A 12,710-nucleotide genomic window follows, 5' to 3' on the forward strand; every position below is an offset into this window, starting at 1 on the left:
GGCTCGGGGCGCGGGATCGCGGCTTCGATCGCGAGTTCCGCGGCGCTGCTGCGCGGCAGATCCTGCGCCAGGGCCGAGCTGGCCGACACCGTGAGGAAGGTCGCCGCGACCGTCATCAAGACACGGTCAAAGCCCACACGATGGTTCAAACAGTCAAGCATTGTGTCGCACCCCTCGGGTGAACTGTTCCTTCGCGGAACAGCTTCGTTATCGCCTATGATGAGTTTCGGCTAAACCGCGCCGGCCTCTCGAAAGTTGCACGCCTGCACGCAACGATTCTGACGCAGACGATATACAGGCCCCGATTTTGCAGCCAGCGCTACCCGGGACAACTCACGACAAACTGACTTCAAGGGAGCCTCTTGGCAACGGATTGTACGGTTCTGCCACGCGCTTTTCCCTCTGTCTGTCACTTCCAAGTCACGGTTCAATCGCAGACGAATTCCGTCGTCACGCGAACGGCTTAGAACCGGTCTCGCACCGCCGCGCGAAGCTTCGTTCGCACTGGGCTCAGTGCGTCTCCTCGCCGCTTTTGCCGCCATGCCCGGGAACCCCAGCCTCGTCGAGTTTGCGGTAGAGCGTCGAGCGGCCGATCTTGAGGCGGCGAGCTACTTCGGACATCTGGCCGCGATAATGCGAGATCGCGAAACGGATGATCTCGTTCTCCATGTCCTCCAGCGGGCGGACATCCCCGGTCGTAGTGAGCATGGAGAGCGTTCCCACCGCGGGGAGCGGGGCGATTGGTATTTCATTACCCGACACCAAGGAGGGCGTCGCCGCCGGCTCGAGCAACAGCGGGGCGGTCGGAATATCCGTGATGGGATGCGCCTGCGAGGCGAGCAGGGGGAAGTCACCGAGACCAAGCTGGTCCCCGTCGCTCATCACCACGGCGCGATAGACCGCGTTCTCGAGCTGGCGGATGTTGCCGGGCCAGTCGAGCTGGGCAAGATGGGCCACCGCCTCGCCGCTGATCCCGGTGATCGGGCGGTTCTCCTCGGCGGCAAAGCGCGCGATGAAATGCCTGAGCAGGTGCGGGATGTCCTCACGCCGCGCGCGGAGCGAGGGGATCGTCAGCGGCAGCACGTGCAGCCGGTAGAACAGGTCTTCCCGGAAATGTCCCTGCTTGACCCGCTCCAGCAGCTTGCGATTGGTGGCCGAGATGATGCGGACGTCGACCTTGAGCGGCTTGCGGCCGCCGACCGATTCCACAGCTCCTTCCTGGAGCGCGCGCAGCAGCTTCACCTGCGCCGTCAGCGGCAGCTCGCTGACCTCGTCCAGAAACAGCGTGCCGCCATGAGCCTCGACGAACTTGCCCGTGTGCCGCTCGGTGGCCCCGGTGAAGGCGCCCTTCTCATGGCCGAACAGGATGGACTCGACGAGGTTATCGGGAATTGCGCCGCAATTGACCGCAACGAACGGCTTGGCCTTGCGCTCGCCGGTGCCATGGATGGCGCGCGCGAACATCTCCTTGCCGACGCCGGACTCGCCCTCGATCAGCACGGGGATCGCGGAGTTTGCCGCCTTCTGGGCGGCGCGCATCACGCCCGTCATCGCTTCGGAGCGGGTGATGATGTCGGAGAAGGTGAGCCGTCCTTCGCGGCTGTGACGGATGCGCTGCAATTCGCCCTTGAGCGCGGACGTGTTGAGCGCGTTGCGAAGCGAGACCTGGAGCCGCTCGACGCCGACCGGCTTGACGACGAAATCGGCCGCGCCCGCGCGCATCGCGGAGATCACGTTGTCGATGCCGCCATGGGCGGTCTGCACGATGACGGGGACGCTCAGGCCGGCTTCGCGGATCTTCGCCAATACGCCCATGCCGTCGAGGCCGGGCATGACGAGGTCGAGGATGACGGCGTCGATGGCCGGTCCGTCGGGGATGGTGAGGGCGGCAATTGCGGCGTCACCGGAGTCCACGACGACCGTCTCATAGCCGCATTTCTGCACCATGTTCTCGACCAGCCGGCGGGCTACAGCGTCGTCGTCGGCGATCAAAATACTGGCAGCCATGGTGTTCCCCGCACGCTACTACTATCTGTCTCGAATCGGGGCACTCTGGCCGAAGCCGATTAACGCACGCTTAAACCTTGATGCCCCCGCCTGCCGCCGCGATTGTTGAACACAGGTTTCCCACACAATGAATTCGCGCTCCAAATCTGCCTCGAACAAGTCTGCCTTGAACAAGACCGCTCTCAAGAAGTCCGCCCCCAGCAAGCCCGCTCTCCGCAAGCCAAGCACCAAAAAATCCGCCGCCAAGGCAAGACCCTCCAAAGCTGCATCCTCCAAAGCTGCGAGCAAGACCGGCAAGCTTCCGGAGTGGAACCTGGCCGACCTCTATTCCGGGATCGCGGCGCCGGAGGTGGCGCGCGATCTCGAAAAGCTGGATGCCGACTGCGTCGCCTTCGAGACGGACTACAAGGGCAAGCTGGCGACAGGGACAGCAAACGAAGATGGCGGAAAGTGGCTCGCCGAGGCGGTGCGACGCTATGAGGCGATCGACGATCTCGCCGGCCGTCTCGGCTCCTATGCCGGCCTCGTCCATGCCGGCGACAGCGTGGACCCTGCGATTTCAAAGTTTTACGGCGACCTGTCGGAGCGGCTGACGGCGGCGTCCACGCATCTGTTGTTCTTCGCGCTCGAGCTCAACCGGATCGATGACGATATTTTGAATCGCGCGATGCAGGCCGCCGAGCTCGCGCACTACCGTCCCTGGATCGAGGATCTGCGCAAGGAGAAGCCGTACCAGCTCGAGGACAAGCTCGAGCAGCTTTTCCTGGAGAAGGCGCAGACCAGCTATTCCGCCTTCAACCGGCTGTTCGACCAGACCATCTCCGGCCTGCGCTTCAAGGTCGGCACCAAGGAGCTCGCGATCGAGCCGACGCTCAACCTGTTGCAGGACCGGGACGGCTCCAAGCGCAAGAGCGCGGCGGAGGCGCTGGCGAAGACCTTCAAGGCCAATGAGCGCACCTTTGCGCTGATCACCAACACGCTCGCCAAGGACAAGGACATCTCCGACCGCTGGCGCGGCTTCAAGGACGTGGCCGATTCCCGCCATCTGAACAACCGCGTCGAGCGCGAGGTCGTCGATGCGCTGGTCGCCTCGGTTCGCGCAGCCTATCCGAAACTGTCGCATCGCTATTATGCGCTGAAGGCGAAATGGTTCGGCAAGAAGCGGCTGGCCTATTGGGACCGCAACGCGCCGCTGCCTTTTGCGGCGACCGATGTCATCGCCTGGCCGGAGGCGCGCAGCATGGTGCTGACGGCCTATCGCGGCTTCTCGCCCAAAATGGCCGATATCGCCGAGCGCTTCTTCACCGACCGCTGGATCGACGCGCCGGTGCGGCCGGGCAAGGCGCCCGGTGCGTTCTCGCATCCGACCACGCCGTCGGCGCACCCTTACGTGCTCATGAACTACCAGGGCAAGCCGCGCGACGTGATGACGCTCGCGCATGAGCTCGGCCATGGCGTCCATCAGGTGCTCGCGGCAAGGAACGGCGCGCTGATGGCGCCGACGCCGCTGACTCTGGCGGAGACTGCGAGCGTGTTCGGCGAGATGCTCACCTTCAAGCGGCTGCTGGCCCAGACCAAAAACGCGAAGCAGCGCCAGGCGCTGCTCGCCGGCAAGGTCGAGGACATGATCAACACCGTGGTGCGGCAGATCGCATTCTATTCCTTCGAGCGCGCGGTCCACACCGAGCGCAAGAACGGCGAGCTCACCGCGACGCGGCTCGGCGAGATCTGGTTGTCGGTGCAGGGCGAGAGCCTGGGACCAGCGATCGAGATCAAGGCGGGCTACGAGAACTACTGGATGTACATCCCGCACTTCATCCATTCGCCGTTCTACGTCTACGCCTACGCCTTCGGCGACTGTCTCGTGAACTCGCTCTATGCGGTCTATGAGAACGCGGCCGAGGGTTTCGCCGAGCGCTATCTCGACATGCTCGCCGCCGGCGGCACCAAGCACTATTCCGAGCTGCTGCGCCCGTTCGGGCTCGATGCCAAGGACCCGAAGTTCTGGGACGGCGGCTTGAGCGTCATCGCGGGCATGATCGACGAGCTGGAGGCGATGGGGTGAGCGCGCCGGCCGGCCCGTAATACATTTGTTGAACATTTCCGGAATGGATGTTATACAGATGTATAACGAGGTGCGGCCATGAACGAGAACGCGGACCCCAAGGACCTGAAGAGCGACTCCACCGTGCTTCAGGTGCGCAAGATCGGCAATTCCATCGGCGTTATCCTGCCGAAGGAGCTCGCAGCTCGCCTGAATCTTAAAGAGGGCGACAAGCTGTTTCCGGTCGAGCAATCGGACGGTGGCGTCTTGTTGACGCCGCATGATCCTGACTTCGAAAAAGCGATGGAAATCGCGCGGCGAGGAATGAAGCGTTATCACAACGCCCTCGCCGAACTTGCCAAATGAGCGAGCCGTTCTGGCTGACGCGTCGGATCATCATTGCGATCCACGACGAACAGCTGGCGATCCATGGCGGTGCAAGCGGCCTTCGGGACGAAGGCATGCTCGAATCCGCGCTTGATCGGCCAAGAAACAAATGGTCTTACGAGAACGCCGATCTTCCTGAATTGGCCGCAGCGTACGCCTTCGGTATTGCCCGCAACCGTCCGTTCGTCGACGGCAACAAACGCACGTCTCTGTTGGCGCTGTACACGTTTCTCGGCGTGAACGGCATCGACTTCGTTGTGCCCGAGGCAGAAGCCGCGGCGATCATCCTCTCTCTCGCCGCCGGCGAAGTCAGTGAGGAGAGTCTGACGCGATGGATCCGGGACAATTGGAATTCCAAATGACCCGATTTGCGGGAAAACCCCGCCTCGGTGCCGTTGCCCTGTCTAAATCTTTCAGGTATCCCAGCCCGAGAATTCGACGTTCGACTGGGGACATTCCATGGCTGACCATAGCGAAGTGGCGTACACCACCGCCGACGGCAACGACTACGTTGCCCACGAGCAGACCTATGAGGGCTTCATCAAGCTGGTGAAGTACGGCACGGTCTCGGTCGCGCTCATCGTGATCCTGATGGCGGTCTTTCTGACCTGATCCATCGTCGGCTGCATCCGCCAACGCCGGCGGCTGCTCATTAAATTTGCATACAAGCCGGTTTCAAAACCGGTATCCAAACGTTGCGGGAGTAACGCTAAGTTCGCGTGCGCGTTTTTGTCCGCGTCGCCGGAGGGCCTATGAAGATCGCCGTTGCCAAAGAAATAGATCCGTCGGAGCCGCGGGTCGCCGCTTCGCCTGATACGGTGAAGAAGTTCAAGGCGTTGGGCGCCGAGATCGCCGTCGAGCCGGGTGCCGGCATCAAATCGGGGCTTCCGGATTCCGAATTCACCGCGGCCGGCGCCACCGTCAGCGCTGACGCGCTCAAGGACGCCGACATCATCATCAAGGTGAAGCGCCCTGAGGCATCCGAGCTGGCGCAGTACAAGCGCGGCGCCCTCGTCATCGCCATCATGGACCCCTACGGCAACGATGCCGCGCTGAAGACGATGGCCGATGCCGGCATCGCCGCCTTCGCGATGGAATTGATGCCGCGCATCACCCGAGCGCAGGTGATGGACGTGCTGTCCTCGCAGGCCAACCTCGCCGGCTACCGCGCCGTGATCGAGGGCGCCGAAGCCTTCGGCCGCGCCTTTCCGATGATGATGACCGCAGCCGGCACCGTGCCAGCCGCAAAGGTGTTCGTGATGGGCGTCGGCGTCGCCGGCCTCCAGGCGATCGCGACCGCGCGCCGTCTCGGCGCCGTCGTGACCGCGACCGACGTGCGGCCCGCCACCAAGGAGCAGGTGGAATCCCTCGGCGCGAAATTCCTCGCCGTCGAGGACGAAGAGTTCAAGAACGCGCAGACCGCGGGCGGCTACGCCAAGGAAATGTCGAAAGAATACCAGGCCAAGCAGGCCGCGCTCACCGCCGAGCACATCAAGAAGCAGGACATCGTCATCACCACTGCGCTGATTCCGGGCCGCCCGGCGCCGAAGCTCGTCAGTGCCGACATGGTCAAGTCGATGAAGCCCGGCTCGGTGCTGGTCGACCTCGCCGTCGAACGCGGCGGCAATGTCGAGGGCGCCAAGCCCGGCGAAGTGGTCGACCTCGATGGCATCAAGATCGTCGGCTACACCAACGTCGCCGGCCGCGTCGCGGCCTCGGCCTCCAGCCTCTATGCCCGCAATCTGTTCTCCTTCATCGAGACCATGGTCGACAAGAAGGAGAAGAAGCTCGCCGTGAACTGGGACGACGAGCTCGTCAAGGCCACCGCGCTGACCAAGGACGGCGCCGTGATCCACCCGAACTTCCAGCCGAAAGCTTAAGGAGAGATCGCCATGGAGCACGCTGCACAGGTCGTCGACCCCTTCATCTTCCGGCTGTCGATCTTCGTCCTCGCCGTCTTCGTCGGTTATTTCGTGGTGTGGTCGGTGACGCCGGCGCTGCATACGCCGCTGATGAGCGTGACCAACGCGATCTCCTCGGTGATCGTGGTCGGGGCGCTGCTCGCCGTCGGCGTCGGCATGGTTTCGAGCGGCTCGGGCTGGGCGCGCGGCTTCGGCTTCGTCGCGCTCGTCTTCGCTTGCGTGAACATTTTCGGCGGCTTCCTTGTCACCCAGCGCATGCTGGCGATGTACAAGAAGAAGTCGAAGTAAGCGGCCACCTCGGGCTGAAGGGATCAATGGGGACCTGAGATGAGCGCCAATCTCTCTGCATTCTTGTATCTCGTGGCGGGGGTGCTGTTCATCCTGTCGCTGCGCGGGCTGTCGAGCCCGGCAACCTCGCGCCAGGGCAATCTGTTCGGCATGATCGGCATGGCGATCGCGGTCGCCACCACGCTGGCGAGCCATCCGCCGGCGGATGGCGTGGCCTGGGTCCTCGTGATCCTCGCGGTCGCGATCGGCGGCGGCATCGGCGCGGTGATCGCCCGCCGCGTGCCGATGACCTCGATGCCGGAACTGGTCGCCGCCTTCCACTCGCTGGTCGGCATGGCCGCGGTGCTGGTCGCTGCCGGCGCGTTCTACGCGCCGGAGGCCTTCGACATCGGCACGCCCGGCAACATCCATGCCTCCAGCCTGGTCGAGATGTCGCTCGGCGTCGCCATCGGCGCGCTGACCTTCACCGGCTCGGTGATCGCGTTCCTCAAGCTGTCCGCCCGCATGAGCGGTGCGCCGATCATCCTGCCGTTCCGCCACGCCATCAACATCGCACTGGCGCTCGCGCTGGTGTTCTTCGTCGTCGGCCTGGTCCGCTCCGGCAGCGCGGTCGATTTCTGGCTGATCACCATCATCGCGCTGGTGCTCGGCGTGCTCATGATCATCCCGATCGGCGGCGCCGACATGCCGGTCGTGATCTCGATGCTGAACTCCTATTCGGGTTGGGCGGCCGCCGGCATCGGCTTCACGCTCGGCAATTCCGCGCTGATCATCACCGGCGCGCTGGTCGGATCGAGCGGCGCGATCCTGTCCTACATCATGTGCCACGCGATGAACCGGTCCTTCATCTCGGTCATCCTCGGCGGCTTCGGCGGCGAGACCGCTGCGGCTGGCGGCGCTACGGGCGAGCAGAAGCCCGCCAAGCTCGGCTCGGCGGACGATGCCGCCTTCATCATGAAGAACGCCTCCAAGGTCATCATCGTGCCCGGCTACGGCATGGCGGTGGCGCAGGCCCAGCACGCGCTGCGCGAGATGGCGGACATCCTGAAGAAGGAAGGCGTCGAGGTGAAATACGCCATTCACCCGGTGGCGGGGCGCATGCCCGGTCACATGAACGTTCTGCTCGCGGAAGCCAATGTGCCCTATGACGAGGTGTTCGAGCTCGAGGACATCAACAGCGAATTCGCGCAGGCCGACATCGCCTTCGTGATCGGCGCCAACGACGTCACCAACCCGGCGGCCGAAGAGGACAAGTCCTCGCCGATCTACGGCATGCCGGTGCTCCAGGTCTGGAAGGCCGGCACGGTGATGTTCATCAAGCGCTCGCTCGCCTCTGGCTATGCCGGCATCGACAATCCGCTGTTCTACCGCGACAACACCATGATGCTGCTCGGCGACGCCAAGAAGGTCACCGAGAACATCGTCAAGGCGATGTAACGCGGGAGGGACTGTGGCCATCAACAAGGAATGGCACCGGTCCCATCGCATGCCGCCCAAGGCGACGCGCGAGCAGCGCATCGCCTTGCACGCAGCCCACAAGGCGGCGTGCGGCTGTCGGGACGTCCCCGCCAGCATCCGCGCCGACGTCATGAAATTGCTGCGGAGCCAGCGCAAGCCCTAAAGCATGATCCGGAAAAGTGCGAAGCGGTTTTCCGGAAAGATCATGCGCAAACAACAAGCTAAAGCGCTACGGCGATTCATCTAAATCCCGTCGCGCTTTAGTCTGGATCGGGGGCGGCCGCGCACATGATGACCATCGTCAAGTGGATCGCCATCCTGCTCGTGACCGTCTATCTCGCCGGTCTTCTCGTGCTGTATGTCCGCCAGCGCGAGATGCTGTTTCCGATCCCGCCCGTCGGCCGCACCGCCCCCGATGCTGCGGGCCTTCCCGAGGCCGAAGAGCATGTCCTGACCACGTCTGATGGCGAGCAGGTCATCGTCTGGCACGTGCCGGCCAAGCCCGGTCGTTCCGTGATCCTCTACTTCCACGGCAATGGCGATTTTCTCGCCGGCCGCGTCGGCCGTTTCAAGGCGATGACCGCTGACGGCACCGGCCTCGTTGCGCTGTCCTATCGCGGTTATGGCGGCTCGAGCGGGATGCCGAGCGAACAGGGCCTGCTGCGCGACGCTGCAGCCGCCTACGTATTCACCACCGCGCGCTATGCGGCGGAACGAATCGTCGCCTGGGGCTTTTCGCTCGGGACGGGCGTCGCGGTCGCGCTCGCCTCGGAGCATCGGATTGGAAAACTCATCCTGGAGACGCCCTATACGTCGACGGCCGACATTGCGGGGGCATCGTTCTGGTTCGTTCCGGTCCGCCTCCTGATGCGCGACCCCTTCCATTCGGACCAGCGCATGTCGCGCGTCACAGTGCCGCTGCTCGTCATGCATGGCACCAATGACCATGTCATTTCGATCGTCTTCGGAGAGCGTCTGTTCGCACTCGCCGGCGAACCCAAGCGGTTCGTTCGCATGGAGGGCGGCGGGCACGACGATCTCGATCAATATGGCGCGATCGAAACGGCGAGAGGCTTCATTGGCGGCTGACCGCTTGGCTCAACGTTACATCCCCGCGCTCGTCGTCTCCTGCTTGACGTTTCTGCCGCAGAACGCGCTTGCGGCGACCGGCCTCGACGGTGCGGCGATGCATCAGCTCCCGGGCACGCTCGTCTCGATCTCCATGGGGGCCGTCTACATGGGAGCGCTCACCTATATCGGCAACGCGCCGAACTTCATGGTGAGCAGCATCGCCCGCGAGAACGGCGTCGCGATGCCGAGCTTCTTCGGTTATCTCCTGCGCGCCGGCGCCGTGCTGATCCCGCTGTTCCTGTTGCTGACGCTGCTGCCGGTGGCGCCGATCCTGCACTGGCATTGAATCTCGCGCCTGATTTGCTACTGCTCATTCAAGCAAATGGAAGTGGTGGATGAGCGCGCATAGTCCGATGCCCCGATCGGCCTGGATCTTCCCGGGGCTGGCCGTGCTGCTGTTCGCAGCCGTCAGCGCGACGGACTATGTGTTCACGCTGTCGCTCGGCGGGCTCGCCTTCGCCGTCGTGCTCCTGGTCATCCTGTTCGGCACGGTGTTCGCCGCGGTTCATCATGCCGAGGTGATCGCGGAACGGGTCGGCGAACCCTATGGCACGCTGGTGCTGACGCTTTCGGTGACCATCATCGAGGTCGCGCTGATCACCACAATCATGCTGGGCGAAAAGCCCGTCCCGGCACTGGCCCGCGACACCGTGTTCGCCGTGGTCATGATCGTCTGCAACGGCCTCGTCGGACTCTGCATCTTCATCGGCGGCCTGCGCTATCGCGAGCAGGGTTTTCAGCTCTCCGGCGCCAACGTCTATCTCAGCGTCCTGTTCGCGCTCGCGACCATCACGCTGATCCTGCCGAACTACACCACCACCACGCCGGGGCCGGTCTATTCGGCGGTCCAGCTCGGCTTCGTCGACGTGGTCACGCTGGCGCTGTACGGCGTGTTCCTCTATACCCAGACCGTCCTGCACAAGGACTACTTCGTGCATGACCGTGCCGTCGGCGAGGGCGGGGCGGCGCACGGGTCGGCAGGGGCACTCGTGCTCACCGTGCTGCTGCTCCTGGTCTCGCTGCTGGCGGTCGTGCTGCTTTCCAAGAAGTTCTCGCTGGTGGTCGATGCCGTGGGCGCCAGGATCGGCGCGCCACCGGCCTTCGCCGGCCTCCTGGTCGCGCTGCTGATCCTGATGCCCGAGGGCGTTGCGGCCGTCGCGGCGGCGCGCAAAAACGACCTCCAGAAGAGCATCAACCTCGCTCTGGGATCGTCGCTGGCGACCATCGGCCTGACCATTCCTGCCGTCGGCGTCGCCACCTATGCGCTCGACAAGGAGCTCGAGCTCGGCCTCGGCGCCCAGGGCAGCGTGCTCCTGCTGCTGACCTTCTTCCTGAGCATGCTGACCTTCGGTACGGGCAGGACCAATGTCCTGTTCGGCCTGGTGCACATGGTGGTATTTGCCGTCTACGTGTTCATGGTTTTCGTACCCTAGAAGGAGCTCCCAGTGCTTGCCGCCAAGTCCGAGGTTCAGATCGACAACGAAGAGGTCCGGGTGACCGAATGGCGGCTTGCGCCCGGCAGCGCCACCGGCCATCACACCCATGGCATGGACTATGTGATCGTTCCGGTCGCCGCCGGCGAGATGACCATCGTCGCGCCCAATGGCGAAAGGTCCAAGGCGCAGCTTGCCGCCGGGAAATCCTATTTCCGCAAGGCCGGCGTCCAGCATGACGTACTTAACGAAACCTCAACTGAGATCGTGTTCCTTGAAATTGAGCTGAAACGCTAGGGTCTCACCACCGTTTGCCATCGATCCGTCGCAGTTGATCCCTCACAATGCCCTAAAGTTCCCGCATCAGGTCGCGCGGGGAGTGTGGTCGGAATGCTGAAATACCTCGCAAAAATTTCGATGGATATTTTCCCCTCGGTGCTCGCGACGATCATCGGGGCCTACATCGTCAATCATTACATCAACGCCAAGCCGGCCGCCGACACCCCAGCCGCCGTGACCGCGCCTGCCCAGACCGGCAGCGACGGCAAACCCACCGATACCGCCAACCTTCCCGCCCCCGGCGTCAAGGCCAAGGGCATCCCCGAGAAGAGCGTGACGGACAAGGCGGCGGTCGAGAAGCCGGCCGATCATCCGCCGGCCGCCGAGACCAAGGCCGCAGACGTGGCTCCCGCTGAGACCGGCCCGCGCGGCCGTCCCTCTGCCCGCGACAAGGCCGCGGCGAAATCCGCACCGGCTGCTTCTGCTCCCGTGGTTGAGGCCAATTCGGCCCCGACGGCGGCTTCCCCGGCTCCCGACGCCAACGATCTGGCGCGTGCTGCGATCGAGCGCCTGCGCAAGTCGCCCGAGGGCAAGGCTGCCGAGGCCAGGTCGTCGGAAACCAAGCCTGCCGAGGCTCGCGCGTCGGAGACCAAGCCGGCTGAGCCTGCGGTGCGGGACGCCGCCCGCACGCCGGAGGCCCCGCGGGTCGTGAATGTGGAGCCGTCCCCGGTCCGTCCGCTGCCGCCGCCGATCAATGTCTCGACGCCCTCACCCGAGGCCTATGGCAATGGGGGCTCCAATCCGCCCTACACGGCCTCGATCGGCAATGACGATCCGAATCGGGTGACGCCGCCGGCCGACATTCCCGTGCCGATCATCGCGCCGCCGCTCGACCTGCGTGCCGATGCGGGCGCCGCCCTGCCGCGGCCGAAGAAGACCAATGTCGCCGACGAGATGCTGTCGGGCATGAAGTCGATGTTTAACGCCGTTCTGCCCAAGAACGCCACGCCCGACTAGAGCTCCGCTCAGCCTCCGCCAAACCGTCAGCCGCCGACGCGAGCGAGACCGCTGCGGGCGGGTTCGTCGCGTGGACGAAGCGCAACCGCCTTGGTGTAGGACGCCGCCGCCTTGGCCTTGTCGCCCAGCCGCTCATAGGCCTGACCGCGCGCGGTCCAGACCTGGGCGTTGTTCGGATCGGCCTCGGAGGCTTCATCGAGATCGGCTGCGGCCTCCTTGACCTTGCCGAGCGCGAGATAGCTGTTGGCGCGGCCGAGCAGCGGCTCGGCCTTTTGCGGGTTGAGTCCGCTGGCGGCACTGAAATCGGCGATCGCGAAGTCGTGCTGGTTGTTGCCCTGGTAGATCAGGGCGCGGCCATAGAGCGCCTGCGCATTGTAGGGATCGAGGCCAACCGCGCGATTGAACTCGTCGAGCGCTGCCGCGGTCTCGCCCGACCTCGCCAGGGACTGAGCCTTCGCCGTATGGGCCTGGGCTTCGGTGACGTTGCCGGCGCTCACTGCGCTCTCGGCCGGCGCGGCGGCCTTGGGGGCCTCCTGCGGCTTGTCCTTCTCCGGCATCAGCGATCCCAGATCGAACGAGCAGCCGCCCAGCACGATCCCCGTCAGGGCCGCCGCGAGCGGCGGCTGCCAGATCCGGCGCCGTCGCGGAAGGCCGCGCTGGGAGAAAGGGGAGGCCATCTACGGTTGGCTCGCGCTAGAGCTTGATCCGACAAGTCCTCAAAACAATAACGCGGGCCTGGGGCCC

At 64.4% G+C, this 12,710-nt stretch carries 15 protein-coding genes; 13 read left to right on the forward strand and 2 right to left on the reverse strand.

Going from position 1 to position 12,710, the window contains the following annotated elements; all coding sequences use genetic code 11:
- Positions 1 to 510 precede the first annotated feature (510 nt).
- Complete coding sequence (locus P0R31_RS34565) at positions 511 to 2,007, reverse strand: sigma-54-dependent transcriptional regulator (RefSeq protein WP_275519184.1); 1,497 nt, start codon at positions 2,005 to 2,007, stop codon at positions 511 to 513.
- Between the two features lie 127 nt (positions 2,008 to 2,134).
- Here P0R31_RS34565 and P0R31_RS34570 point away from each other — a divergent pair, with 127 nt between their 5' ends.
- The 13 genes from P0R31_RS34570 to P0R31_RS34630 all read left to right on the forward strand — a co-directional run bounded on the left by P0R31_RS34570 (position 2,135) and on the right by P0R31_RS34630 (position 11,966).
- Entirely contained in the window at positions 2,135 to 4,072 is a 1,938-nt protein-coding gene (locus P0R31_RS34570) for a M3 family oligoendopeptidase (RefSeq protein WP_275519185.1), read from the forward strand.
- A gap of 78 nt (positions 4,073 to 4,150) precedes the next feature.
- Positions 4,151 to 4,417, forward strand: a complete 267-nt coding sequence (locus P0R31_RS34575) for an AbrB/MazE/SpoVT family DNA-binding domain-containing protein (protein WP_275519186.1) — start codon at positions 4,151 to 4,153, stop codon at positions 4,415 to 4,417.
- Entirely contained in the window at positions 4,414 to 4,800 is a 387-nt protein-coding gene (locus tag P0R31_RS34580; protein WP_275519187.1) for a type II toxin-antitoxin system death-on-curing family toxin, read from the forward strand. The genes P0R31_RS34575 and P0R31_RS34580 overlap by 4 nt, the downstream gene beginning before the upstream one ends.
- Before the next feature lie 97 nt (positions 4,801 to 4,897).
- Positions 4,898 to 5,050: an aa3-type cytochrome c oxidase subunit IV gene (locus P0R31_RS34585; protein WP_035998674.1), complete on the forward strand. Its 153-nt coding sequence runs from the start codon at positions 4,898 to 4,900 to the stop codon at positions 5,048 to 5,050.
- A 140-nt stretch (positions 5,051 to 5,190) separates the two neighbouring features.
- Entirely contained in the window at positions 5,191 to 6,318 is a 1,128-nt protein-coding gene (locus P0R31_RS34590) for a Re/Si-specific NAD(P)(+) transhydrogenase subunit alpha (RefSeq protein WP_275519188.1), read from the forward strand.
- A gap of 12 nt (positions 6,319 to 6,330) precedes the next feature.
- Positions 6,331 to 6,648 carry a proton-translocating transhydrogenase family protein gene (locus P0R31_RS34595; RefSeq protein ID WP_035998681.1) on the forward strand — a complete coding sequence of 106 codons (318 nt, stop codon included), beginning with the start codon at positions 6,331 to 6,333 and terminating at the stop codon, positions 6,646 to 6,648.
- Positions 6,649 to 6,687: 39 nt separating this feature from the next.
- Positions 6,688 to 8,085 carry an NAD(P)(+) transhydrogenase (Re/Si-specific) subunit beta gene (locus P0R31_RS34600; protein ID WP_275519189.1) on the forward strand — a complete coding sequence of 466 codons (1,398 nt, stop codon included), beginning with the start codon at positions 6,688 to 6,690 and terminating at the stop codon, positions 8,083 to 8,085.
- A gap of 13 nt (positions 8,086 to 8,098) precedes the next feature.
- Positions 8,099 to 8,269, forward strand: coding sequence for a hypothetical protein (locus P0R31_RS34605; RefSeq protein ID WP_275519190.1), 171 nt, complete (start codon positions 8,099 to 8,101; stop codon positions 8,267 to 8,269).
- A 128-nt stretch (positions 8,270 to 8,397) separates the two neighbouring features.
- The gene (locus tag P0R31_RS34610) at positions 8,398 to 9,195 is read left to right on the forward strand and encodes an alpha/beta hydrolase (protein WP_275519239.1); all 798 of its coding nucleotides are present in this window, start codon (positions 8,398 to 8,400) and stop codon (positions 9,193 to 9,195) included.
- On the forward strand, positions 9,155 to 9,523 hold the full coding sequence (locus P0R31_RS34615) for a sodium:proton antiporter (protein ID WP_275519191.1): 369 nt from the start codon (positions 9,155 to 9,157) through the stop codon (positions 9,521 to 9,523). The genes P0R31_RS34610 and P0R31_RS34615 overlap by 41 nt, the downstream gene beginning before the upstream one ends.
- A 49-nt stretch (positions 9,524 to 9,572) precedes the next feature.
- A complete protein-coding gene (locus P0R31_RS34620; protein ID WP_275519192.1) occupies positions 9,573 to 10,670 on the forward strand; it encodes a calcium:proton antiporter in 1,098 nt (365 codons plus the stop codon).
- A gap of 12 nt (positions 10,671 to 10,682) precedes the next feature.
- Entirely contained in the window at positions 10,683 to 10,967 is a 285-nt protein-coding gene (locus tag P0R31_RS34625) for a cupin domain-containing protein (protein ID WP_275519193.1), read from the forward strand.
- Positions 10,968 to 11,060: 93 nt separating this feature from the next.
- Positions 11,061 to 11,966 carry a hypothetical protein gene (locus P0R31_RS34630; protein WP_275519194.1) on the forward strand — a complete coding sequence of 302 codons (906 nt, stop codon included), beginning with the start codon at positions 11,061 to 11,063 and terminating at the stop codon, positions 11,964 to 11,966.
- A 26-nt stretch (positions 11,967 to 11,992) separates the two neighbouring features.
- On the opposite strand, the gene P0R31_RS34635 is transcribed toward P0R31_RS34630, so the two are convergent.
- Positions 11,993 to 12,643 carry a tetratricopeptide repeat protein gene (locus P0R31_RS34635; RefSeq protein ID WP_275519195.1) on the reverse strand — a complete coding sequence of 217 codons (651 nt, stop codon included), beginning with the start codon at positions 12,641 to 12,643 and terminating at the stop codon, positions 11,993 to 11,995.
- Positions 12,644 to 12,710 lie beyond the last annotated feature (67 nt).

The organism is Bradyrhizobium yuanmingense (assembly GCF_029167105.1).
GTDB classification, from domain to species: domain Bacteria; phylum Pseudomonadota; class Alphaproteobacteria; order Rhizobiales; family Xanthobacteraceae; genus Bradyrhizobium; species Bradyrhizobium yuanmingense_A.

What these genes read in the sequence shown, in the direction of transcription:
- P0R31_RS34610 (WP_275519239.1), top strand. Translation starts at nt 8,398, where the DNA reads ATGACCATCGTCAAGTGGATCGCCATCCTGCTCGTGACCGTCTATCTC.
- P0R31_RS34600 (WP_275519189.1), top strand. Translation starts at nt 6,688, where the DNA reads ATGAGCGCCAATCTCTCTGCATTCTTGTATCTCGTGGCGGGGGTGCTG.
- P0R31_RS34585 (WP_035998674.1), top strand. Translation starts at nt 4,898, where the DNA reads ATGGCTGACCATAGCGAAGTGGCGTACACCACCGCCGACGGCAACGAC.
- P0R31_RS34580 (WP_275519187.1), top strand. Translation starts at nt 4,414, where the DNA reads ATGAGCGAGCCGTTCTGGCTGACGCGTCGGATCATCATTGCGATCCAC.
- P0R31_RS34590 (WP_275519188.1), top strand. Translation starts at nt 5,191, where the DNA reads ATGAAGATCGCCGTTGCCAAAGAAATAGATCCGTCGGAGCCGCGGGTC.
- P0R31_RS34615 (WP_275519191.1), top strand. Translation starts at nt 9,155, where the DNA reads ATGGCGCGATCGAAACGGCGAGAGGCTTCATTGGCGGCTGACCGCTTG.
- P0R31_RS34575 (WP_275519186.1), top strand. Translation starts at nt 4,151, where the DNA reads ATGAACGAGAACGCGGACCCCAAGGACCTGAAGAGCGACTCCACCGTG.
- P0R31_RS34635 (WP_275519195.1), bottom strand. Translation starts at nt 12,643, where the DNA reads ATGGCCTCCCCTTTCTCCCAGCGCGGCCTTCCGCGACGGCGCCGGATC.
- P0R31_RS34595 (WP_035998681.1), top strand. Translation starts at nt 6,331, where the DNA reads ATGGAGCACGCTGCACAGGTCGTCGACCCCTTCATCTTCCGGCTGTCG.
- P0R31_RS34565 (WP_275519184.1), bottom strand. Translation starts at nt 2,007, where the DNA reads ATGGCTGCCAGTATTTTGATCGCCGACGACGACGCTGTAGCCCGCCGG.
- P0R31_RS34630 (WP_275519194.1), top strand. Translation starts at nt 11,061, where the DNA reads ATGCTGAAATACCTCGCAAAAATTTCGATGGATATTTTCCCCTCGGTG.
- P0R31_RS34570 (WP_275519185.1), top strand. Translation starts at nt 2,135, where the DNA reads ATGAATTCGCGCTCCAAATCTGCCTCGAACAAGTCTGCCTTGAACAAG.
- P0R31_RS34620 (WP_275519192.1), top strand. Translation starts at nt 9,573, where the DNA reads ATGAGCGCGCATAGTCCGATGCCCCGATCGGCCTGGATCTTCCCGGGG.